Source organism: Pseudomonas sp. GW821-FHT02A08 (assembly GCF_059422045.1).
The window spans coordinates 70,705-93,022 of sequence record NZ_JBWKWD010000001.1; the positions used below are offsets into that span (position 1 = coordinate 70,705).

Annotated in this window: 20 protein-coding genes; 3 read left to right on the forward strand and 17 right to left on the reverse strand. The window is 61.0% G+C overall.

Features of this window, described 5'->3' with window-relative positions:
- Nucleotides 1-176 precede the first annotated feature (176 nt).
- Nucleotides 177-3,242 (reverse strand): efflux RND transporter permease subunit, encoded by a 3,066-nt coding sequence (locus AC07W4_RS00335; RefSeq protein WP_495031101.1) that lies wholly within the window; start codon nt 3,240-3,242, stop codon nt 177-179.
- 6 nt (nt 3,243-3,248) lie between these two features.
- The gene (locus AC07W4_RS00340; RefSeq protein WP_008051407.1) at nt 3,249-4,349 is read right to left on the reverse strand and encodes an efflux RND transporter periplasmic adaptor subunit; all 1,101 of its coding nucleotides are present in this window, start codon (nt 4,347-4,349) and stop codon (nt 3,249-3,251) included.
- Between the two features lie 93 nt (nt 4,350-4,442).
- On the opposite strand from AC07W4_RS00340, the gene AC07W4_RS00345 reads away from it, so the two are divergent.
- Nucleotides 4,443-5,081 carry a TetR/AcrR family transcriptional regulator gene (locus AC07W4_RS00345; RefSeq protein ID WP_495031102.1) on the forward strand — a complete coding sequence of 213 codons (639 nt, stop codon included), beginning with the start codon at nt 4,443-4,445 and terminating at the stop codon, nt 5,079-5,081.
- Between the two features lie 137 nt (nt 5,082-5,218).
- On the opposite strand, the gene AC07W4_RS00350 is transcribed toward AC07W4_RS00345, so the two are convergent.
- Nucleotides 5,219-6,001, reverse strand: coding sequence for a class I SAM-dependent methyltransferase (locus tag AC07W4_RS00350; RefSeq protein WP_495031103.1), 783 nt, complete (start codon nt 5,999-6,001; stop codon nt 5,219-5,221).
- A 93-nt stretch (nt 6,002-6,094) separates the two neighbouring features.
- On the opposite strand from AC07W4_RS00350, the gene AC07W4_RS00355 reads away from it, so the two are divergent.
- Nucleotides 6,095-6,715: an energy transducer TonB gene (locus tag AC07W4_RS00355; RefSeq protein ID WP_495031104.1), complete on the forward strand. Its 621-nt coding sequence runs from the start codon at nt 6,095-6,097 to the stop codon at nt 6,713-6,715.
- A 21-nt stretch (nt 6,716-6,736) separates the two neighbouring features.
- Here AC07W4_RS00355 and AC07W4_RS00360 read toward each other — a convergent pair whose 3' ends face one another.
- The 6 genes from AC07W4_RS00360 to ppc all read right to left on the reverse strand — a co-directional run bounded on the left by AC07W4_RS00360 (nt 6,737) and on the right by ppc (nt 13,348).
- Nucleotides 6,737-7,558, reverse strand: a complete 822-nt coding sequence (locus AC07W4_RS00360; protein ID WP_495031105.1) for an isocitrate lyase/PEP mutase family protein — start codon at nt 7,556-7,558, stop codon at nt 6,737-6,739.
- 34 nt (nt 7,559-7,592) lie between these two features.
- On the reverse strand, nt 7,593-8,453 hold the full coding sequence (locus tag AC07W4_RS00365; RefSeq protein ID WP_495031106.1) for a DUF72 domain-containing protein: 861 nt from the start codon (nt 8,451-8,453) through the stop codon (nt 7,593-7,595).
- Nucleotides 8,453-8,758 carry a hypothetical protein gene (locus AC07W4_RS00370; RefSeq protein WP_057716196.1) on the reverse strand — a complete coding sequence of 102 codons (306 nt, stop codon included), beginning with the start codon at nt 8,756-8,758 and terminating at the stop codon, nt 8,453-8,455. The genes AC07W4_RS00365 and AC07W4_RS00370 overlap by 1 nt, the downstream gene beginning before the upstream one ends.
- A 254-nt stretch (nt 8,759-9,012) precedes the next feature.
- Nucleotides 9,013-9,687 carry a tRNA (adenosine(37)-N6)-threonylcarbamoyltransferase complex dimerization subunit type 1 TsaB gene (gene tsaB, locus AC07W4_RS00375; protein ID WP_495031107.1) on the reverse strand — a complete coding sequence of 225 codons (675 nt, stop codon included), beginning with the start codon at nt 9,685-9,687 and terminating at the stop codon, nt 9,013-9,015.
- 94 nt (nt 9,688-9,781) lie between these two features.
- Entirely contained in the window at nt 9,782-10,429 is a 648-nt protein-coding gene (gene adk, locus AC07W4_RS00380; RefSeq protein WP_008051393.1) for an adenylate kinase, read from the reverse strand.
- Between the two features lie 288 nt (nt 10,430-10,717).
- Nucleotides 10,718-13,348 (reverse strand): phosphoenolpyruvate carboxylase, encoded by a 2,631-nt coding sequence (gene ppc, locus AC07W4_RS00385; protein WP_495031108.1) that lies wholly within the window; start codon nt 13,346-13,348, stop codon nt 10,718-10,720.
- 201 nt (nt 13,349-13,549) lie between these two features.
- Between ppc and AC07W4_RS00390 the strand changes: the two genes are divergently transcribed.
- The gene (locus AC07W4_RS00390) at nt 13,550-13,894 is read left to right on the forward strand and encodes a hypothetical protein (protein ID WP_008051389.1); all 345 of its coding nucleotides are present in this window, start codon (nt 13,550-13,552) and stop codon (nt 13,892-13,894) included.
- A gap of 147 nt (nt 13,895-14,041) precedes the next feature.
- Here AC07W4_RS00390 and AC07W4_RS00395 read toward each other — a convergent pair whose 3' ends face one another.
- The 8 genes from AC07W4_RS00395 to AC07W4_RS00430 all read right to left on the reverse strand — a co-directional run bounded on the left by AC07W4_RS00395 (nt 14,042) and on the right by AC07W4_RS00430 (nt 22,274).
- A complete protein-coding gene (locus AC07W4_RS00395) occupies nt 14,042-14,371 on the reverse strand; it encodes a PA3694 family proteiin (protein ID WP_008051386.1) in 330 nt (109 codons plus the stop codon).
- Complete coding sequence (locus AC07W4_RS00400) at nt 14,368-15,282, reverse strand: alpha/beta hydrolase (RefSeq protein ID WP_495031109.1); 915 nt, start codon at nt 15,280-15,282, stop codon at nt 14,368-14,370. Before AC07W4_RS00400 ends, AC07W4_RS00395 begins: the two co-directional genes overlap by 4 nt.
- 146 nt (nt 15,283-15,428) lie before the next feature.
- Nucleotides 15,429-16,706 (reverse strand): flavohemoglobin expression-modulating QEGLA motif protein, encoded by a 1,278-nt coding sequence (locus AC07W4_RS00405; protein WP_008051382.1) that lies wholly within the window; start codon nt 16,704-16,706, stop codon nt 15,429-15,431.
- A gap of 32 nt (nt 16,707-16,738) precedes the next feature.
- Entirely contained in the window at nt 16,739-17,293 is a 555-nt protein-coding gene (locus AC07W4_RS00410) for a hypothetical protein (protein WP_495031110.1), read from the reverse strand.
- A 188-nt stretch (nt 17,294-17,481) separates the two neighbouring features.
- Nucleotides 17,482-18,198: a TetR/AcrR family transcriptional regulator gene (locus AC07W4_RS00415; protein WP_008051378.1), complete on the reverse strand. Its 717-nt coding sequence runs from the start codon at nt 18,196-18,198 to the stop codon at nt 17,482-17,484.
- 98 nt (nt 18,199-18,296) lie between these two features.
- The gene (lysS, locus tag AC07W4_RS00420; RefSeq protein ID WP_057716207.1) at nt 18,297-19,799 is read right to left on the reverse strand and encodes a lysine--tRNA ligase; all 1,503 of its coding nucleotides are present in this window, start codon (nt 19,797-19,799) and stop codon (nt 18,297-18,299) included.
- Nucleotides 19,800-19,894: 95 nt separating this feature from the next.
- Nucleotides 19,895-20,990 (reverse strand): peptide chain release factor 2 gene (prfB, locus tag AC07W4_RS00425; RefSeq protein WP_109790603.1). Its coding sequence is split into 2 segments (ribosomal slippage): nt 19,895-20,917 and nt 20,919-20,990, totalling 1,095 coding nucleotides; the frame shifts between segments, so codons are not numbered across the junction.
- A gap of 282 nt (nt 20,991-21,272) precedes the next feature.
- Nucleotides 21,273-22,274, reverse strand: a complete 1,002-nt coding sequence (locus tag AC07W4_RS00430; RefSeq protein ID WP_495031111.1) for a diguanylate cyclase domain-containing protein — start codon at nt 22,272-22,274, stop codon at nt 21,273-21,275.
- Between the last annotated feature and the right edge of the window lie 44 nt (nt 22,275-22,318).

Sequence of the window (22,318 nt, forward strand, 5' to 3'; positions counted from 1 at the left end):
GGCCGTACGTAAGGGGCGAGACCTTTTGGTTCCTTTTGGCTGGGCCGGCACTCCGGGCGTTTGCCAAAAGGGACTCGCCGTAAGGGCGAAACCATAAGCCGCCGTTACCGCAGCAACGGATATGTACTCAATCAACCAAGAACCTGGTCGGCCCGAAGGCCGCCACGGTCAACCGGTCAAACAGACTCTTTGCGAACGCGGAACCAGGCCGCATACAACGCCGGCAAAAACAAAAGCGTCAACGCCGTAGCAACGATCAACCCCCCCATGATCGCCACCGCCATCGGCCCAAAGAACACACTGCGCGACAACGGAATCATCGCCAAAACAGCAGCAAGTGCCGTCAACACAATCGGCCGGAACCGCCGCACCGTCGCCTCGATAATCGCCTGCCAAGGCTTCAAACCGGCAGCAATGTCCTGCTCGATCTGATCCACCAGAATCACCGAGTTACGCATGATCATCCCCGACAAGGCGATGGTCCCCAGCATGGCCACGAAACCGAACGGCTGGCGGAACACCAACAGAAACAGCGCCACCCCGATCAACCCCAGCGGCGCCGTCAGAAATACCATCGCCGTGCGCGAGAAACTTCGCAGTTGCAGCATCAGCAAGGTCAACACCACCACAATGAACAACGGCACGCCGGCCTTCACCGAGTTCTGTCCCCGCGCCGAGTCTTCCACCGTGCCACCGACATCCAGCAAGTAGCCATCCGGCAGTTCGGCGCGAATCGGATCGAGGGTCGGCATGATCTGCTGCACCAGCGTCGCCGGTTGTTCCTTGCCGTAGATGTCGGCGCGAACGGTCACGTTTGGCAGGCGGTTGCGGTGCCAGATGATGCCCTCCTCGAAGCCGTATTCCAGGGTCGCGATCTGCGACAGCGCGACACTGCGACCGTTATCGGTCGGTACTGCCAGGCTCGGCAGCAATGACAACTCGGTGCGCTCATGCACGGTGCCGCGCAACAGGATCTCGATCAACTCATTGTCTTCGCGGTACTGGCTGACGCTGGAACCGGTCAGGGAGCTTTGCAAGAACCTCGACAGGTTCGCCGTACTCACGCCCAGCGCCCGCGCGCGGTCCTGATCGATGTTCAGGTAGACGACTTTGCTCGGTTCCTCCCAGTCCAGGTGGACGTTGACCACATGGGGGTTCTGGCGAACCTTGGCCGCGACTTTGCGCGCCAGCGCCCGTACTTCCTCGATGTGCTCCCCGGTCACGCGGAACTGCACCGGGTAGCCAACCGGCGGACCGTTTTCCAGGCGCGTGACCCGCGAACGCAGAGCCGGGAATTGCTCGTTGAGGGTCGAGATCAACCAGGTACGCAGGGTTTCCCGTTCTTCGATGGTTTTCGCCAGGACGACAAACTGGGCGAAGCTCGCCGCCGGCAGTTGCTGATCCAGCGGCAGGTAGAATCGCGGCGAACCGGTGCCGACGTAGGCCACGTAATTGTCGATCCCCGCTTTGTCCTTGAGCAGTGCTTCGAGGCGCTTGACCTCGTCGGCGGTGTTGCTCAGCGAAGCGCCTTCGGCCAGTTTCAGGTCGACCATCAACTCCAGGCGACCCGATGCAGGGAAGAACTGTTGCGGCACAAACTTGAACAGCACGATGGAGGCGATGAATAACATCACGGTCGCTGCGATCACGGTTTTGCGCCAGCGCACACACCATTCCACCAGACGCCGGACGCGCTGATAGAACGGCGTGCCATAGGGATCTGGCTGGCCGGCACCATGCTTGGCGGCGTGAATTTTCGCCAGGTCCGGCAGCAGTTTTTCACCGAGGTACGGCACGAACACCACCGCGGCCACCCAGGACGCCAACAGCGCGATGGTGACCACTTCGAAGATCGAACGGGTGTATTCGCCAGTGCCCGATTGCGCCGTGGCAATCGGCAGGAAGCCGGCTGCGGTGATCAACGTGCCGGTGAGCATCGGGAACGCGGTACTGGTCCAGGCATAACTCGCGGCTTTGACCCGGTCGAAACCCTGCTCCATTTTGATCGCCATCATTTCCACGGCGATGATCGCATCATCCACCAGCAACCCCAGGGCCAGTACCAGCGCGCCGAGGGAGATCTTGTGCAGGCCGATGCCCAGGTAATACATGCACGCGAACGTCATCGCCAGCACCAGCGGAATCGCCAGGGCCACGACCATGCCGGTGCGCACGCCGAGGGAGAAGAAGCTCACCAGCAACACAATGGCCAGTGCCTCGACCAGCACTTGCACGAACTCGCCAACACCGGTTTTCACCGCCGCCGGCTGGTCGGAGACTTTGCGCAACTCCATGCCGGCCGGGAGGTTGTTCTGGATGCGGGCGAACTCGATTTCCAGCGCCTTGCCCAGTACCAGGATGTCACCGCCGTCCTTCATTGCCACCGCCAGGCCGATGGCGTCCTGCGCCATGAAACGCATGCGCGGCGCCGGTGGATCGTTGAAACCACGGCGCACGTCGGCCACATCGGAGATGCGGAAGGTGCGATCACCGACGCGGATCGGGAAGTTCTTGATCTCGTCTACCGTCTGAAAATTCCCCGTCACCCGTAGCTGCAATCGCTCGCTGCTGGTTTCGAAGAAACCCGCCGTGGACACCGCGTTCTGTTCTTCAAGGGCTTGCTGGACGGCCGCCAGCGGTAAGCCGAGGGTGGCGAGCTTGACGTTGGAGAGTTCGATCCAGATCTTCTCGTCCTGCAACCCCAGCAGTTCGACCTTGCCCACATCCTTGACCCGTTGCAGCTGGATCTGGATGCGGTCGGCGTAATCCTTGAGCACGGCGTAGTCAAAGCCGTCGCCAGTCAGGGCGTAGATATTGCCGAAGGTGGTGCCGAACTCATCGTTGAAGAACGGTCCCTGAATCCCCGGCGGCAGGGTATGACGGATGTCGCTGATCTTCTTGCGCACCTGGTACCAGAGCTCCGGGATCTCCACCGAGTGCATGGAGTCGCGCGCAATGAAGGTCACCTGGGATTCGCCGGGGCGAGAGAACGACACGATGCGCTCGTACTCGCCGGTTTCCATCAGCTTCTTTTCGATGCGCTCGGTGACCTGGCGCGAGACTTCTTCAGCGGTCGCCCCCGGCCAGTTGGTGCGAATCACCATGGCCTTGAAGGTGAACGGAGGGTCCTCGCTCTGGCCCAGCTTGGTATAGGAAAGTGCGCCGACGATGGCCAGCAACAGCATCAGGAACAGGACGATCTGGCGATTACGCAGCGCCCATTCGGAAACGTTGAAGCGCATCGGGGCTTACTCCTTGTCCGCCAGATTGACCACGCGATTGGAGCGATCCACCGGGCGCACCTGCTGCCCTTCGAGAAGCACATGGACACCGGCGGCCACTACCCAGTCGCTGGCGTTGAGCCCTTCAAGCACCGGAACGGTTTTTTCGCCAAAGGCACCGACCCGCACCGGGGTTTTCTTCAAGGTGTTGTTGGCGCTGACGACCCAGACATAGGTCACGCCGTTTTCCGCCGTCAGCGCAGACAGCGGAACGGAGAGTGGAACCACGTCGACGGCCTGCACGAACACTCGGGCGCTCTGGCCCAGCTCGACAGGCACAGTACCGGCATTGAAGGCGATACGCGCCGCGAAGGTGCGCGACTTGGGATCGGCTGCAGGCGACAACTCACGGATGCGCCCGGCCAGACGCTGGTCGGGCTGGGTCCAGAGTTCCACCGACACCGGCTCACCGACCTTGAAGCGGCCGAAGTTTTGCTCCGGCAGGCTGATCAAGACTTCACGCTCGCCATCGGTTGCCAGTGTGAAGACTGTTTGCCCGGCAGCCACGACTTGCCCGACTTCCACCAGGCGCTTGGCCACGACACCGTCCTGCGGCGCACGCAACACGGCGTAGCTGGCCTGGTTATTGGAAACGTTGAATTCGGCTTTGATTTGCTTGAGGCGCGCCTCACCGGAGCGGTAGAGGTTTTCCGCGTTGTCGTATTGCGAGCGGCTGACCAGTTGGCGCTCCATCAGGGTCTTGTAGCGATCACGCTCGGAACGCACCAGGTTCAGATTGGCTTCGGCGGCGGCGACCTGGGCCCGGGTGGCCTCCAGTTGCAGGCGCACGTCCTGAGGGTCGAGCTCCGCCAAGGGTTGATCGGCCTTGACCCGCTGCCCCTCTTCGACCAGTCGTCGGCTGACTTTGCCGCCGATACGGAATGCCAGGTCCGGCTCATACCGCGCGCGAACTTCACCGGGATAGCTTTCCATGGCCTGCGCCGAAGGCTCTGGCTGGACCACCATGGCCGGGCGCACACTGACCTGCGGCGCCTCTTCGTGACCGCACGCAGACAATAAAAAAGCCAGGGTGACTGGCAACGCCAGGGGCAAGGCATAGCGGAACATGGTGAAGGACCTTTCGCTAATGGTGCTTTGAATAATTATACTGAGCAGTATGTTATTAATAGCAAACTCACCAGTCCAGTAATAAAAACGAATATGCCAAACAATCTTTCAGCACCCAATGGCCCAGGCAGACCCAAGGACCTGGTCAAGCGCCAGGCGATTCTCGATGCGGCCAAAGCGCTGTTTCTGAGTAAGGGTTATGCCAATACCAGCATGGATGCCGTCGCAACCGAGGCCGGTGTGTCGAAGCTGACGGTCTATAGCCACTTCAATGACAAGGAGACGCTGTTCTCCGCCGCCGTGGTGGCCAAGTGCGAGGAGCAGTTGCCACCGCTGTTCTTCGAATTGCCGGAAGGTGTGGCCGTGGAAACCGTGCTGCTGAACATCGCGCGCGGCTTTCATCAGCTGATCAACAGTGATGAATCGGTGAACCTGCACCGCTTGATGATGACCCTGGGCAGCCAGGACCCGAAGCTCTCGCAGATCTTCTTCGAGGCCGGACCGGAGCGCATGCTGCATGGCATGGAACGCTTGCTGAGCAAGATCGATGAAAGCGGCGTGCTGCGCATCGACAAGCCGCACAACGCGGCCGAGCACTTCTTCTGCCTGATCAAGGGCGCCGGGAATTTCCGCTTGCTGTATGGCTGCGGCGAGCCGCCGGTTGGTGAAGAGGCGGAGAGCCATGTGCGGGAAGTGGTGGGGTTGTTTATGCGGGCTTATCGGCCTGAGTGAGCCTGACAGTATTGCGTTGACTGTACCGACGCCTTCGCGGGCAAGCCCGCTCCCACAGGGTCCGAGGTGTACTCGAATTTTGAACCCGGCACAAAACCTGTGGGAGCGGGCTTGCTCGCGAAGCAGGCGCCTCGGTCTTAAGGCTTGAGCGCCTTCTTCGGATAAATGTCATACCGACTGGACTTGCCATCGAGCGCATGGCTCGGCTTCGGCCCGTCGATGCACGGTGCCTTGCGCGGACGCTTGACCACCACCCGGTGGCTGGCCAGGGCCAACGCGGCTTCGAGCAATGCCGGCGCATCCGGGTCATCGCCCACCAGCGGCCGGAACAGGCGCATTTCCTTCTTCACCAGCGCAGTTTTCTCACGGTGCGGGAACATCGGGTCGAGATAGATCACTTGGGGCGGTTCGCCTTCCCAATTGCGCATCACCTCGATCGAGTTACCCTTGAGCAAGCGCATCCGCGCCACGATTGGCGCCACGTCGAAATCTTCCGCGCCACGGGCCAGGCCGTCTTCCAGCAAGGCGCCGATCAGCGGCTGACGCTCGATCAGGCTCATCTCGCAACCGAGGCTGGCCAGCACGAACGCGTCCTTGCCCAGCCCCGCCGTGGCATCCAGCACCCTCGGGCGCACGCCTTGGGCGACGCCAACGGCCTTGGCGATCATCTGTCCGCTGCCACCGCCGTACAGCCGGCGATGGGCCGCACCGCCTTCGACGAAGTCCACCCGCACCGGGCCCGGCGCATCCGGCCCCAGTTGTTGCAGCTGCAAACCCTGGTCGCCCACCTGCAACGCAAACTCGCCATCAGCCACTTGCAGCGGCAAGCCCAGACGCTCGGCCCATTGCTCGGCCTGTGGCTCGAAAGCCGCATCGAGGGCCTGGACATGGATGCGGCAGGCCGCAGGTTGATCAATCATCGGAAAACACGCTCAAAAAATTAATGATCGGCAAAAACTGCCGATAACAAAACTATCGAGCATTTTGCCAGAGCTGAGCGTCGACCGAGAGAAATGTCAGACATTCAACCCACAATCACAGGTTTTATCTCGCCCTACGGCGACTACAACCTGCGAAACACCCAGGCACTGAGCGGCGTCAGCCACATCTGGCAGGATTTCTTTGCCCGAGCGCTGGCCGAACAGTCGGGTGAAGTGCTGCCGCAATCGCTGAACTTTCCACCGGTCGACCTCGAAAGTCCTGTTGAACCCACGGTCGGCAGCGACCTGTTGGCCCACATCGTGTCCCAGCGTGAATGTGACGTGAAGGACAACGAAATCCGCCCGCCCGAGCCGCTGTTCCTGCCGATTGCCGAATTCGAAATGGACCTGGCGGACAAGCCGTTCCCTCCATTCCCGGCGGACGAAATCGTCGCCCAGCAAAAACAACAGGACTTCGAAAGCGGCTGGGTTCGCCCGATCGTATTGAACGCCGGTCAGCCGGTGCCAGAAGCCAGCCCAGCCCCACAACCGCGTCCCCTGCACCTGCCCATCGCCGAGTTCGAACTCGATCTGCTCGACAAGCCATTCCCGCCGTTCTCGCCAGAAGAACGGGTGGAGCAGCAAAAACAACTCGATTTCGACAATGGCTGGGCGCGCCCGATCATCCTGCAGAACCTGCGTATCGCCGCCTGATCCTCAGCCGCGCCCTCTTCCTCAGCCTTTGAAAAACTGATTGGCCTTCTGGTACGGCATCGACCGGGACGTGAAACCGAACGTGCCTGACGTCTGGATTTCTTCGGCGGCGCGCAAGAATTCGCCATAGGCCGCCAATGCCAGCGCCGAGCCCACACTGATGCGTTTGACCCCCATCTCACCCAACTGTGCGACCGTCAGCTTCAATCCGCCCGACATCAACACATTCACCGGTTTTGGTGCCACGGCGCGCACCACCGCCAGCACATCCTCGGCGCTGCGCAGGCCCGGTGCGTAGAGCACATCGGCACCGGCCTCGGCGAATGCCTGCAAGCGGCGGATGGTGTCGGCCAGATCGGGATTGCCGTGCAGGAAATTTTCCGCCCGGGCAGTCAACGTAAAGTCGAACGGCAGACTGCGAGCGGCCGCCACAGCGGCTTCGATGCGGGCCACGGCGTGTTCGAAACAATAGATCGGGCCTTCTTCGCGGCCAGTGGCATCTTCGATCGAACCACCGACGGCGCCGACCTCTGCGGCGCGCAAGATACTTTTGGCGCAGTCGGCCGGGTTGTCGGCAAAACCGTTTTCCAGGTCGACGGCAACCGGCAGGTCGGTGACGGTGACAATCGCCTGAACGTTCATCAGGGTATCGTCGAGGGTCAATCCGCCATCGGCACGGCCCTGGGAAAAGGCATAACCGGCGCTGGTGGTCGCCAGCGCCTCGAAGCCGAGGCTGGCGAGCATTTTCGCTGAACCGGCATCCCACGGATTGGGAATCACAAAAGCCCCGGGGCGTTCGTGAAGGGCTTTGAACGCCTGGGCTCGAAAGGTTTGCGCATCCATTGGGCAGGCTCCTGAAGAGGGGAAAGAATCCGCCTCAGAGCAGGCCAAGTTGCTCGGCGGCGGGCTCTCTGTATAGCTCAGGCAGCGCCGGCAAGCCAGGCAAACGCAGCATCAGCCGGGCGTGAAAGCGCTGCGCCAGTTTCGCGGCCAGTACGTTGTCGGCCGTGTGCAGGAAGATATACGGCGTGCGGCCTTCTTCGATCCACACCGCGATTTTTTCAACCCAGGGTTCCAGAAACGCATCGTTGGCCTCAAGCATCGGATGGCCGATAAAACGTACCTGCGGGAATGCCGTGAATGCCGCCGGACGCGGCGGCACACGGGGTTTCTTCGATTGCGCATGGAGCACCGAGGGCTCGGTCGAGGTGCAACTGAACAGCGCACGGGGATCGAGACAGATGCGTTCGACACCGCGATCCAGCAGCAGGCGGTTGAGCATTCGCTCGCTGTCACCCTTGGCGAAAAACTCGTCATGCCGCACTTCCACGGCCAACGGTCGCTGCAGGGCATCGATAAACCCGGCCAGCTCAGGCAAACGTTGGGGCGTGAAGCTTTTCGACAGCTGCAACCACAATGGCGACACCCGCTCACCCAGAGGGCTGAGCAATTGCAGGAAGGTTTCTGCGGCGCTCAGTTGCTCGCGCAGATCTCCACCGTGGCTGATCTCGCCGGGAAACTTGGCGGTGAAGCGAAAGTGCTCGGGCATGGTCTCGGCCCAACGCTGCACGGTGCCGGCGGCCGGGCTCGCGTAAAAGGTCGTGTTGCCTTCCACGGCATTGAAAACCCGGGAATAGAGATCAAGAAAATCGGCGGGTTTGGCGTGCGGCGGATACAGGTAATCGCGCCAGGCGTTTTCGCTCCAGGACGGGCATCCGAGGTAATACGGCAGCAGCATCAGATGTACAGGTCGAGACCCAGCACATCCGCTTCCCAATCGACGAAACCGGCGGTGCTCAGGTAGCTGGCCAGGGCTGTCGCCACGCTTTTGCTCATGGCACGGTGGTAAATCATGTCTTGCTGACGGGCGGGAAGATTGCTCAGTTTTTGCGCAGAGGCTTTGGCGGCGCGGGCAGCCAGTTGCTCTTCAGTCGGGAATTCCAGCTCGCCTTCGATATCAATGGCGTCGTCTTCCACCACGCGGCCTTTGCGAGGTTTGCGCTTGATGGGGTAGGACTGTGAGGAAACGCCGTCGATACGCATACGTGCATACTCGGAATCAGTGATGGCAGTTTAGTGGCGCAAAACCCACTTCGCAAACCGCGAGTGATAACTAGAACACATAAAAGGCAAAAGGTTTAAAAGCTGCAGTTAGAAACTGACGATTGGCAGAATCAGAGCAGAACACTATCCCTGTGGGAGCGGGCTTGCTCGCGAAGGCGGTATAACATTCAACATTTCTGTTGCCTGACACACCGTCTTCGCGAGCAAGCCCGCTCCCACAGGTACTGCGTGAATCAACGCGCCTTCGGTGTCGCCACCTTGTCACGCAGATAAACCGGCTGCGCCTCATCGGCCACGATCCCCTCGCCGCGCTCCCAGGCAAACCGCGCCAAAGTCAGCAAGTCTTGCGCATGGGGCAACATGCCCGCGTCCTGCCCGCTCAGGTTGACGGCGATACGCTCGCCATAGCCCCAACCGGTGCCTGCGCCGAACCACTCGCCGTCGGCATCGGCCGGCAATGCAGCAGACTCCGGCGCCAGGACCGCTTCAGCACCCACCAGACGCATCTCTCCGGCCGTTTCGCGGTAGCAACCCCAATACACTTCATCCATGCGCGCATCGATGGCGGCGGCGACCTGAGTGGTGCCGTGTTCGCGCAGCGCGCGTTGCGCCAGCACCGCCAGGTTCGACACCGGCAACACCGGGCGATCCAGGGCAAACGCCAGGCCTTGCACCACGCCGATGGCAATGCGCACGCCGGTGAAGGCGCCCGGGCCACGGCCGAACGCGATGGCGTCGACCGCTTGCAGCGTGGTGCCCGCATCAGCCAGCAATTGCTTGATCATCGGCAACAGCTTCTGCGCGTGCAGGCGCGGGATCACCTCGTAATGGCTCGTGACCTTGCCGTCATGCAGCAAGGCAACGGAGCAAGCTTCAGTCGCGGTGTCCAGGGCCAGCAAGGTGCTCATCGATGTATCCACAAGAGAGATCAGAAAAAAGTGCGTCAGTATAAACAACTACGGCCCGCAAGCGGGCCGTGGATGATGCAGCGGGTCAGACTTTTCAGCTCAGGGCTGCAAGCACCTTGGCGGTGATCGCTTCAACCGAACCGACGCCTTCGATGTGGCTGTACTTCGGCTTGCCATTGGCAGCCGACAGCGTCTGGTAGAACTCCACCAGCGGCTTGGTCTGGGAGTGGTAGACCGACAGGCGATGACGCACGGTTTCTTCGGTGTCGTCCTTGCGCTGTACCAGCTCTTCACCGGTGACGTCGTCTGTGCCAGCCACTTTCGGCGGGTTGTAGACGATGTGGTACACACGGCCGCTGGCCTCGTGAACACGGCGACCGGCGATACGCTGGACGATTTCTTCGTCTTCAACGGCGATTTCAACCACGGCATCCAGTTCGACGCCTGCAGTCACCAGGGCTTCAGCCTGGGGAATGGTGCGCGGGAAGCCGTCGAACAGGAAACCGTTGGCGCAGTCGGACTGGGCGATGCGGTCCTTGACCAGTGCGATGATCAGGTCATCGGACACCAGGCCACCGGCATCCATGATGCTCTTGGCCTTGATGCCCAGCTCGGTGCCGGCCTTGACCGCTGCACGCAACATGTCGCCGGTGGAGATTTGCGGAATGCCGAATTTTTCGGTGATGAACTTAGCCTGAGTACCTTTACCGGCCCCGGGAGCTCCCAGCAGAATGACGCGCATCGATGTGCTCCTCAATTTTTTATATGGATAACGTCAGATTCGCCTCGTGGGGCCAATCTCAAAAATAGGGTCGTGACCGCCCAAACGGTCAAAGGCTGATCAAGATACACAGCAGGCTGCGCCCACACAAGACGCCAAAAGTCGGAGAAACCGCTGCCTCTTGCGACCATTGCGCGCAGTTTCCCAAGTCGCAACCCCATCACTAACTGTCGCCTGACAGCACTTTTGCACCCGGCATACAGCGGCATCCGGCTCACCTGCCGGATGCCTGACCCCACGGCAAAAACCTTAGCCGGTGTTACGCAAACCGGCGGCAATCCCCGCCACAGACACCAGCAAGGCCTGTTCTACCGGGCTGCCTTGCGCCACGTCCTGCATTCTTGAACGGGCCAGCAACTCGGCCTGCAATAGATGAAGCGGGTCGAGGTAGGTGTTGCGCAAGCGGATGAATTCAAGGGTCGCGGGGCTATGTGCCAGCAGCTGCGACTGCCCGGTCAGGCCGAGAACGATGGTGCACGCCTGCGACAATAGGTCGCGTAAGTGCGCACCCAATGGCAACAGATTCGGCTCCACCAGACGCTCATCGTAGGACCGTGCAATGTCTACATCGGCCTTGGCCAGGACCATTTCCAGCATGTCGATGCGGGTGCGGAAGAACGGCCACTGCTCGCGCATCTGCCCCAGCAGTTCGCCTTCGCCACGCTCCAGCGCCTTGCTCAGGGCCGCTTCCCAACCCAGCCAGGCCGGTAGCATCAGGCGCGTCTGGGTCCAGCCGAAGATCCATGGAATCGCCCGCAGGCTTTCGATCCCCCCGGCCCGGCGCTTGGCCGGACGACTGCCCAGCGGCAATCGACCGAGTTCCTGCTCCGGTGTGGACTGGCGGAAATACTCTACAAACTGCGGATTCTCCCGCACCACGGCGCGGTAGGCGCCGACACCGTCCGCGGCCAGCTCGTCCATCAAATGGCGCCACTCGGGCGTAGGTGGCGGCGGAGGCAGCAAGGTCGCCTCCAGCACAGCGGCCAGGTACAGATTGAGGTTTTGCTCGGCGATGTCCGGCAGGCCGAACTTGAAGCGAATCATTTCGCCCTGTTCGGTGGTGCGAAAACGCCCCGCCACCGAACCCGGTGGCTGCGACAGGATCGCCGCGTGGGCCGGGCCGCCGCCACGCCCCACCGTGCCGCCGCGACCGTGGAACAACAGCAGCTCAACTTGTTGCTCGCGGCAGATATCCACCAGTCGCTCCTGCGCCCGGTACTGCGCCCAGGCCGCCGCGGTGGTGCCGGCGTCCTTGGCCGAGTCGGAGTAGCCGATCATCACTTCCTGCGGCCCTTGCAGGCGCGCGCGATAGCCCGGCAACAGCAGCAGCTTCTCGATCACCGGCCCCGCGTTGTCGAGGTCGGCCAGGGTTTCGAACAGCGGCACCACGCGCATCGGCCGCAACACGCCGGACTCTTTGAGCAGCAATTGCACAGCAAGTACATCGGAAGCCGCGCCGGCCATGGAAATCACATAGGAACCGAGGGATGCCCCTGGCGCAGCGGCGATTTCCCGGCAGGTCGCCAGCACTTCGGCAGTGTCGGCGGAGGGTTTGAAGTACGTCGGCAACAAGGGCCGACGATTGCTCAATTCGCGCATCAGGAAGGCGATGCGCTCGCCCTCGCTCCAGTCCTCGTAGCGCCCCAGGCCAAGATAGTCAGTGATTTCGGTCATTGCGGCGGTGTGTCGCGACGAGTCCTGGCGCACATCCAGACGAACAAGGAACAGTCCGAACGTCACTGCCCGTCGCAGGCAATCGAGCAACGGCCCGTCAGCGATCACGCCCATGCCGCACTCGTGCAAGGAGTGGTAGCAAAGCTCCAGTGGATCGAGCAGTTCGCGGTTGTCTTGCAGTACATCGGTCGGTGCCGGCGCTGACGTCGACAAGGCGGCGTGTGCCCAGTTACGCGTTGCCCGCAAGCGATCGCGCAGCTGTTTGAGCACTGCCCGGTACGGTTCGGCGCTGTCTCCGGCCTTGGCCTTCAATTCATCGCTGGCCTGCTGCATCGACAGCTCGGCGGCCAGCCGATCGACATCGCGCAGGTACAAATCAGCCGCCATCCAGCGCGCCAACAGTAAAACTTCCCGGGTAACCGCCGCCGTCACGTTCGGGTTGCCGTCGCGGTCGCCGCCCATCCACGAGGCAAAGCGAATCGGTGCCGCCTCCAGGGGCAAGCGCAGACCGGTGGCGGCGTGCAGGGCCTGATCGGCCTTGCGCAGGTAATTGGGAATGGCCTGCCACAGCGAATGCTCGATCACCGCGAAACCCCACTTGGCTTCGTCCACCGGCGTCGGACGCGTGCGGCGGATTTCCTCGGTATGCCAGGCTTCGGCGATCAGGCGTTGCAAGGTGTTCTTGATCTGCTCGCGCTCGGCACTGGTCAGGTCTCTGTGATCCTGTGCCGCCAGTTGCGCGGCGATGGCGTCGTACTTCTGGATCAGCGTGCGGCGTGCAACTTCGGTCGGGTGCGCCGTGAGTACCAGTTCGATCTCCAGCCGCCCCAGTTGCCGGGCCAGTGCGTCGGCGCCATGCCCCTCGGCGCTCAGGCGCGCGAGCAGCTCTGGCAGCACACGGGCTTCGAACGGCGCCGGTTGTGATTCATCGCGGCGGTGAATCAACTGATATTGCTCGGCGATATTGGCCAGGTTGAGGAACTGGTTGAACGCCCGCGCCACCGGCAGCAACTCGTCTTCGGTCAACTGATTGAGGCTGGCGCTGAGTTCGGCGTCCATGGAACCCCGTCGGTCAGCCTTGGCGCCCTTGCGGATCTGCTCGATCTTGTCGAGAAAACCGTCGCCATATTGCTCACGAATGGTATTGCCCAACAGCTCACCCAACAGGTGAACGTCCTCGCGCAAGCGTGCATCAATATCGGTCATCAGCAGGTCTCCAGCAAAAATCCGGGCGGCTAGGAACCTAGAGAGTGCCGCCCCAGACGGGTTCTTACAAGCAAGACGACGAAGGACCTTTAAACCTTGCCTGTTGAGGCTAGTCTGAACGATAAGCCGTACAACGGTTGTCACCGGCCAGTGCCGGACACTCACTCTGCCTGCCACGAGCGGGAGCGCAATGAGGTCAATATGAAAATCCGCGAGCTTGCCCACCACTGGGAAGAAAACGCCAAGGGTCGCCTGACCGACACCGGCTACTCGATTCATCTGGACGTGGAGTCTGCCGCACGGCTGGCCGCGCTCGTCGAGATGTACCCCAAGCGGCATCCCGAAGAACTGCTCGGCGATCTGATCGGCGCCGCCCTGGAAGAACTGGAAAGAAGCTTCCCGTACGTCAAAGGCACGACCGTGGTCGCCACCGATGAAGAAGGTGATCCACTGTACGAAGACATCGGGCCGACCCCGCGTTTTCTGGCGCTGTCCCGTCGACATTTGCACGATTTGTCGGTGCCTGACGACAAACAGAAACACTGATTATCCACAGAACCTGTGGGAGCGGGCTTGCTCCGGGCGGCGTTCCGACGAAGGCGGTGTATCAGTCAACATTATTGTTGAATGTTAAACCTCATTCGCGAGCAAGCCCGCTCCCACATTTGAACTCTGCTGCCAACAAGTACGGGCTTATTGCTCCAGCTTCTGCGGCGTCTCCTGCCCCATGCAGCGCACGGCTTTTTTCTTGCTGTCTACCAGCACGCCGGTCAGCCCCTTCTGCTCCATGTCGAACAGCACCAGCACGCCATCGATGCACTGCGCCACTTGCGCCGCCGGCTCCAGGGAGACTTTGTAGTCTTCGCCCGGAATCGTTTTGAGCATGGTGAATTCGTTGAGGAGCAACGCATCCTCGGGCTTGGCGAAGTGCAGGTAGCCGTACCACCACAGGGCACCGACGGTGCCGAGGATGCTGCAGATACCGGTGATGATCAGCGGGATGGCGTTGCGTTCTTCACTCATTGCGGACTCTCTGGTGGTTCATCTTCAGAATTCGGGGGCGCCGGGTAATTGGGGATCTCACCCAGGCGGCGCAGGCCGTTGAAATGCTGCGGATCATCAAGATAACGCAACATGACCTTGCGCCAGACCGGGTCAGCGAACGTCTGCACATGACCGCCACGGGTCAGTTGCAGCACCCGTGGCGGCGGCGCAGCTTGATACAGTCGGATGCCGTTGGAAAGAGGCACGATCGGATCGTCGATGCTGTGGTAGAGCAGTTTCGGCACATCTTTAAGCTGCGCCATGGAGTTGATTGCGCTGTCGCCGTCCGGTACCAGCCACGACAACGGCACCTGGAACGGCCAGGTCATCCACGAATTGCTCAGGGCAAACTGACCGATGCTTCGGTAACTGGCGGGCACACCGTCGAGGACAAAAGCCTTCAGTTGTTTCTGCCGTTCCGGGTGCTGGACCAGGTAATGCACGGCCATTGAGCCACCAAGGCTCTGGCCGAGCAGGATCAGCGGCTTGCCTTGAACCTCCGGCGCCTTGTCCAGCCAGGCGAACGCCGCATCGATGTCCTGGTAGATCGCCGGCAGGCTCGGTTCGCCTTCGGACAGGCCGTAACCGCGATAGTCCACAAGCAACACCTGGTAACCATTTTTCGGCAACCAAAAGCTCCCGCCGAGGTGCATGGGCAGGTTTCCGCCGTTGCCGTGCAGGTGCAGCACCGTGCCTTTGACCTCGACACCCTTCTTCGCCGGCAGCCACCAGGCGTTCAGCTTGAGGCCATCGGCGGTGATCAGGGTGACAGTGCGGTATTCGAGCCCGGCCTTTTCCGGCGTGAACAACTGGCCGGGTTCCGGGTAGAACAATAGCGAGCTGCAACCGCTCAAGGTCAGGAGAAGGCAGAGGATGCCGAGGATTCTCATCCGTTGAAACCTCGCAGTGAAGATTGGAATACATACCCCTGTGGGAGCGGGCTTGCTCGCGAAGGCGGTGTATCAGTCAACATTATTGTTGAATGTTAAACCTCATTCGCGAGCAAGCCCGCTCCCACAGGGGGATAACACCAGCCTCAGAGGATGTTCGAGTAATCCGCCTCGATCCGGTCCAGGCTCAGGTGGTTGAGGAAGTTGGAGAAGCACATCCACGCCGACAACGCGTTCATGTCGCGGAACTGTTCCGGCAGGTACTTGGGCGGCACCACCAGTCCTTCGTCCACCAACTGGCGCAAGGTGCGCATGTCTTCCAGGGTGGTCTTGCCGCAGAACAACAGCGGTATCTGCTCCAGCTTGCCTTTACGCACGGCCAGTTGAATGTAGTTGTAAATCATGATGAAGCCCTTGAGGTAGGACAAGTCTTTGGTAAATGGCAGACCTGTCGGCACCGAGCCGCGGAAAACGCGACTGGCGTTGCTGTAGCTTTCGGGCATTTCGAAGCCTTGTTCGCGGAAGAATTCGAACACCTGCAGGAAGTCGGCCCCCTCCTCCACCATGTGAATGGCCCGCGTGCGGTTGGTCAGTTTGCGCAGACGGCTCGGGTACGAGGCGAAGGTGATGATCTCCATCAGGATCGCCAGGCCTTCCTGGGTCACCGTCGACGAGGGCGGCCCCTTGGAAAGGAAGGTGCAGATCGGCTGGTTCAGACCGTTGAGGGTGGTACCGACGTGCACCAGCCCTTCGTGAACTTCCAGTGCCCGCACGTCGCGGTCGTTGAACATCGCATCGGCGCGGATCTTGATGTAGTCGGCGCCCGCCGCCGCATCGGCGACGATGCCGTCGGATTCGAACACCCGGATGGTTTCCTCGGCTTCGCCAAACACCTTGTTCAAGCGATGCTGCAACAGATCGACCGCGTCCTTGGCCGTCAGCGTCTTCGGTTCATCCTTGAGATCGCCACGGCCGTCGATGTTGTTCAGGTATTCGGACAGCATCATGCCCAGGTCGGACAGGGTCGGGTCGCCAGCGTGAAACGCGTCGGACGCGGCGCCGTACAACTCCTGGGAAATCAGGCCGAAATCCTCGGTGCCGCGCGCTTCGAGCATGCGCACCACCATGCGGTATTCCTTGCACATGCGGCGCATGATCTGGCCGACCGGGTTGAACTGGCCGAGCTGGCGGGTGATGTCGCGCTCGATGTTCTGGAACTCCAGCTTCACTTTGCTGGAATCGAACGCCAGCGGCCGGTTGAGGTAGTAGTCGCGGTCCACTGCCGGCATTTCCTTGCCCTTGGCCTTGAGGAACCCCTTACGAATGTTGTCGTCCCACTTGACCGCATCGAGGACGCGGATCGGTGTCTGCGCCAGCACGATGCGATCGGACAAAATGCGTATCGACTGTTGGTAATCGTCCACCCGAAACTCCTGTAGAAACCTGTTGGTGCTGCTTATTTGGCTTTGGCCTGACGCTGGTAGCGTACGGCTTCGACGAACACATCGGAATTGGCCGGGTCGTCGAGGTAGGCGGCGACTTGATCCATGTGGCTGTTGATCAGCACGCCTGCGCCGTCGTCAGTCTGAAACGCTTCGCCGCTCAGGGCGTTTTGCTTCAGCGCCTGGTTGATCTGTTCGAGGTCGAGGTTGTACAGCACCAGTTCACGCTGGTCGGTCAGCTCGAAGCCGCCAATGATGAAATGCCCGCCGAACTGCGCCGGCACCTTCGCCGACAGGTACCAACGGTTGCCATGACGCGACACGGTGAAGGGGTAGGCTTCACGCTCCTTGGGATTGGCCTTGAAGTAGCTGACGGCCTGGTAGCGATTGTCGCCGATGCGGGTCAACTCCAGATTGACGGGCTCACCCCAGGCGCTGGTGCTGGTCCACTTGCCGAGCAACCCTTTGGGCGCGGGCTCGCTCGTGGGCAGCGGTTCCTTGAAGGTCACCAGACAGCCACTGAGCAGCAGGAACGTCAAGGCGATCACAACGACACGCCTGGCTTTCATTCAATACTCCCTATGAAACACAACACCCCTCGCGCTGACCGGTAGCGGCTGCCGAAGGCTGCGTTCGGCTGCGAAGCAGTCGTAAAATCTGAATCCCGAATCAACCTGAAGGAACACGGTGGCAGGTTTTACGACGACTTCGTCGCCGAGCGCAGCCTTCTGCAGCTGCTACGGGGACCGCGCTCAACTCACACCGACGCCAGCACCAGGTGCATGTAGCGCGTCAGGATGCCGAGCATTTCCTCTTCGGCGGCAGGCTCGTCTACGTTGAGCAGGCCCTGATATTCCATCCGCCCGATAATCGCCGTCAACACCTTGGCATCCTGATGCGGCTCGCGCGAGCCCAACACCTGGAACAACTGGCAAGAGCCCTGCAACAGAATCTGTTGATGCGAGCGCACCAGTTCGGCCAGGCGCGGGTTGAGCAATGCCTCCTGACGGAACGCCTGCTCGGCCATCAAATGTTCGCGCCGATTGACCAGTTGCCGGTGAACGTAATCGGTCATCAGCCGTGCAATGTCGTCCGCCAACTGCGAACGCGCCTGCGGGCTGCCATCGCCACTGTCGATCATCTCGCGCAGCAGGCCCTCGTTGTTCACCCACAGTTTGCCCATGTACGCCGCACTGCGCTCCACGTATTGGGCGAAGGTATCGGTGAGCAGGTCATCGATATCCTTGAAATAGTAAGTGGTCGCCGACAACGGCACTTGTGCCTCGGCGGCCACCGCACGGTGCCGTACGGCCCGTACGCCGTCACGCACGACAATGCGCATGGCGGCATCCAGGATTTCCTGTCGTCGCTGTTCGCTGCCCTGTCGGCTGGCCTTGCGGCCCTGGTACTGAACGCTTTCAGCGACCGCAGTGGCGACACCCGCTGCACCTTCTTGAGCTATTGCACGAATCACGACAGGTATTTCCTCTCAGATGAAAGTAACAAGTTGATACGTTTGTACCAGACAGGCAATAAAAAGCCGCCTCAAAGGCGGCTTTTTATTTGAAACACTTACGCTTGCGGCCGCATGTGCGGGAACAGGATCACGTCGCGGATCGACGGGGAGTTGGTCAGCAGCATCACCAGACGGTCGATACCGATGCCTTCACCCGCCGTTGGCGGCATGCCGTACTCCAGCGCACGCACGAAGTCGGCGTCGTAGTGCATGGCTTCGTCGTCGCCGGCGTCCTTGTCGGCCACCTGGGCCATGAAACGCTCGGCCTGGTCTTCCGCATCGTTCAACTCGGAGTAGGCGTTGGCGATTTCACGGCCACCGATGAACAGCTCGAAGCGATCGGTGACGTTCGGGTTGTCATCGTTACGACGGGCCAGCGGCGACACTTCGAACGGGTACTGGGTAATGAAGTGCGGCTGTTCCAGCTTGTGCTCGACCAGCTCTTCGAAAATCATCACCTGCAGCTTGCCCAGGCCTTCGAAGCCCAGCACCTTGGCGCCGGCCTTCTTGGCGATGGCGCGGGCCTTGTCGATGTCGTTCAGGTCATCGGCGGTCAGCTCTGGGTTGTACTTGAGGATCGAGTCGAACACCGACAGACGCACGAACGGCTCGCCGAAGTGGAACACCTTGTCGCCGTATGGCACGTCGGTGCTGCCCAGAACCAGCTGCGCCAGTTCGCGGAACAGTTCTTCGGTCAGGTCCATGTTGTCTTCGTAGTCGGCGTAGGCCTGGTAGAACTCCAACATGGTGAATTCAGGGTTGTGACGAGTCGAAACGCCTTCGTTACGGAAGTTGCGGTTGATCTCGAACACTTTCTCGAAGCCGCCAACAACAAGGCGCTTGAGGTACAGCTCCGGCGCGATACGCAGGAACATGCCCATGTCCAGCGCATTGTGGTGGGTCTCGAACGGCTTGGCTGCCGCGCCGCCCGGGATGGTCTGCAGCATCGGCGTTTCCACTTCCAGGAAGTCACGCTTCATCAGGAAGCTGCGGATGTGGGCGATGACTTGCGAACGCACGCGGAACGTCTGGCGCACGTCTTCGTTGACGATCAGGTCAACGTAGCGCTGGCGGTAGCGCTGTTCGGTGTCGGTCAGGCCGTGGTGCTTGTCCGGCAGCGGGCGCAGGGATTTGGTCAGCAGGCGCACGCTGGTCATTTCAACGTACAGGTCGCCCTTGCCGGAACGGGCCAGGGTGCCTTCGGCGGCAATGATGTCGCCCATGTCCCAGGTTTTCACCGCGGCCAGGGTTTCTTCGGACAGGGTCTTGCGATTGACGTAGACCTGGATGCGACCGGTCATGTCCTGGATCACCATGAACGAGCCACGGTTGAGCATGATACGACCGGCAACCTTGACCGGGATCGCAGCCTCTGCCAGCTCTTCCTTGGTCTTGTCCGCGTACTGTTTCTGCAGTTGTTCGCAGTAGTTTTCGCGGCGGAAGTCGTTCGGGAAGGCATTGCCCTTGGCGCGCTCGGCAGCAAGCTTTTCCTTGCGCAGGGCGATCAGGGAGTTTTCTTCCTGTTGCAGGGCTTGCGGGTCGAGTTCTAGGTCGCTCATGTCTTTAAATATTCCATCTGGTTCGTTTTCCCCGGCCTGCGGCCGGGGATCGCCGGCAAGCCGGCTCCTACAGGGGATCGCGGTGTGTCAGTAACTTACAGCCCGGATTTCAGGCTCGCTTCCAGGTATTCGTCGATATCGCCATCGAGCACCTTGTCACAGTCGCTGCGTTCGATGTTCGTGCGCAGATCCTTGATCCGCGAGGCATCGAGCACGTACGAACGGATCTGATGACCCCAGCCGATATCGGACTTGGTGTCTTCCAGCGCCTGGGACGCAGCGTTGCGCTTCTGCATTTCCTGCTCATACAACTTGGCCCGCAGCATTTTCATGGCGGTGTCCTTGTTGGCATGCTGGGAACGTTCATTCTGGCAGCTGACCACGGTGTTGGTCGGTACGTGGGTGATACGTACGGCCGAGTCGGTGGTGTTTACGTGCTGACCACCGGCACCGGAGGAACGATAGGTGTCGATCCGCAGGTCTGCCGGATTGATCTCGATTTCCACCTTGTCATCGATCTCGGGGGAAACGAACACCGCAGAGAAAGATGTGTGGCGACGGTTGCCGGAGTCGAACGGGCTCTTGCGCACCAGACGGTGCACGCCGATCTCGGTCCGCAACCAGCCAAACGCGTATTCGCCCTTGATGTGCACGGTCGCGCCCTTGATCCCGGCGACTTCACCGGCGGACAGTTCCATGATGGTCGCGTCGAAACCGCGTTTGTCGGCCCAGCGCAGGTACATGCGCAGCAGGATGTTGGCCCAGTCCTGGGCTTCGGTGCCGCCGGAACCGGCCTGGATGTCCAGGTAGGCGTTGTTCGGGTCCATTTCATGGCTGAACATACGGCGGAATTCCAGCTTGGCCAGACTTTCCTCGAGACGGGCCAGCTCGGCGACGACATCGCCCACTGCGCCTTCGTCGTTCTCTTCAACGGCCATGTCCAGCAGGTCTCGGCAATCGGCCAGCCCCGTGTTCAGCTCGTCCAGGGTATCGACGATCTGCGCCAGCGCAGCGCGCTCGCGGCCCAGTTCCTGGGCGTATTCAGGTTTGTTCCAGACACTCGGATCTTCAAGCTCGCGATTGACTTCGGTCAGACGCTCATGCTTTTGATCGTAGTCAAAGATACCCCCGAATAGTTTCGGAGCGCTCGGACAGGTCCTTGATGGTGTTCAGGATCGGGTTGATTTCCATGACGGGCAGCACTCGTTGGCGAACTTTTGAAAGCCGGCGAGTATACCGTAATCAAGCGGCCCCGGCAGCCCGCATGGCGGGTTTACCGGCGAATGGTTTCCACGGCAAGGCACTGGTAGCAGCTGCCGAGCCTGTGAGGCTGCGTTCGGCGGCGCAGCCGTCGTAAAACCGGACGATGCAGTTTTTCAGGAAAACGGCGATGGCGAGGACTTCGTCCTCGAACGCAGCCTCGCGGGCTCGGCAGCTGCTACAGCGCTACAGTGCTACGAGCAGCGCTTTTGGTTACTCGATCCCTACCTGATTGCGCCCATTGTTTTTTGCCGAATACAGCCCGTTGTCCGCCGCCTTGATCAGGTCACGGCAGTTGCTGCCCGCTTTCGGCGTGATGGTCGACAGGCCGATGCTGATGGTCAGGCTCGAACCTTCGGTGGGCGAGTTATGCGGGATTTTCAGGGCTGCCACGGTCTGGCGCAGCTTCTCGGCCACCAGCCGTGCACCGCCCTGGGAAGTGTTGGGCAGTACCAGGGCGAACTCTTCGCCGCCGTAACGGGCCGGCAGGTCCGAAGGCCGGGCGCTGGCGTCCTTGATCGCCGCGGCGACCTTGCGCAGGGCTTCATCGCCTTCCAGGTGGCCGAAGCTGTCGTTGTAGGCCTTGAAGTAGTCCACGTCGATCATCAGCAACGACAACTGGCTCTGCTCACGTAACGAACGACGCCACTCCAGTTCCATGTATTCGTCGAAGTGCCGACGGTTCGACAACCCGGTCAGGCCATCGGAGTTCATCAGGCGTTGCAGCACCAGGTTGGTGTCGAGCAGTTGCTGCTGGCTGACCCGCAACGCGCGGTACGCCGCGTCCCGTTGCAGCAGGGTCATGTAGGAGCGCGAGTGATAGCGGATGCGCGCGACCAGTTCGATGTTGTCAGGCAGCTTGACCAGATAATCGTTGGCACCGGCGGCAAAGGCCGCGCTCTTGATCAGCGGGTCTTCCTTGGTCGACAGGACGATGATCGGAATGTCCTTGGTCGCCGGGTGATTGCGGTACTCACGCACCAGGCTCAGGCCGTCGAGGCCGGGCATGACCAGATCCTGCAGGATCACCGTCGGCTTGATGCGCACCGCGTGGGCGATGGCCTGGTGCGGGTCGGCGCAGAAGTGGAAATCGATGTTCTCTTCGTTCGACAGGCCGCGACGCACGGCTTCGCCGATCATGGCCTGATCGTCCACCAGCAACACCATGGCGGCGTTTTCGTCGGTCTTGAAGTCGTCGAGCTGTAATTCAGTCATGTGCGGTCACCTGAGTACTACTTGAGCCAGGAATGAGGGAAAAT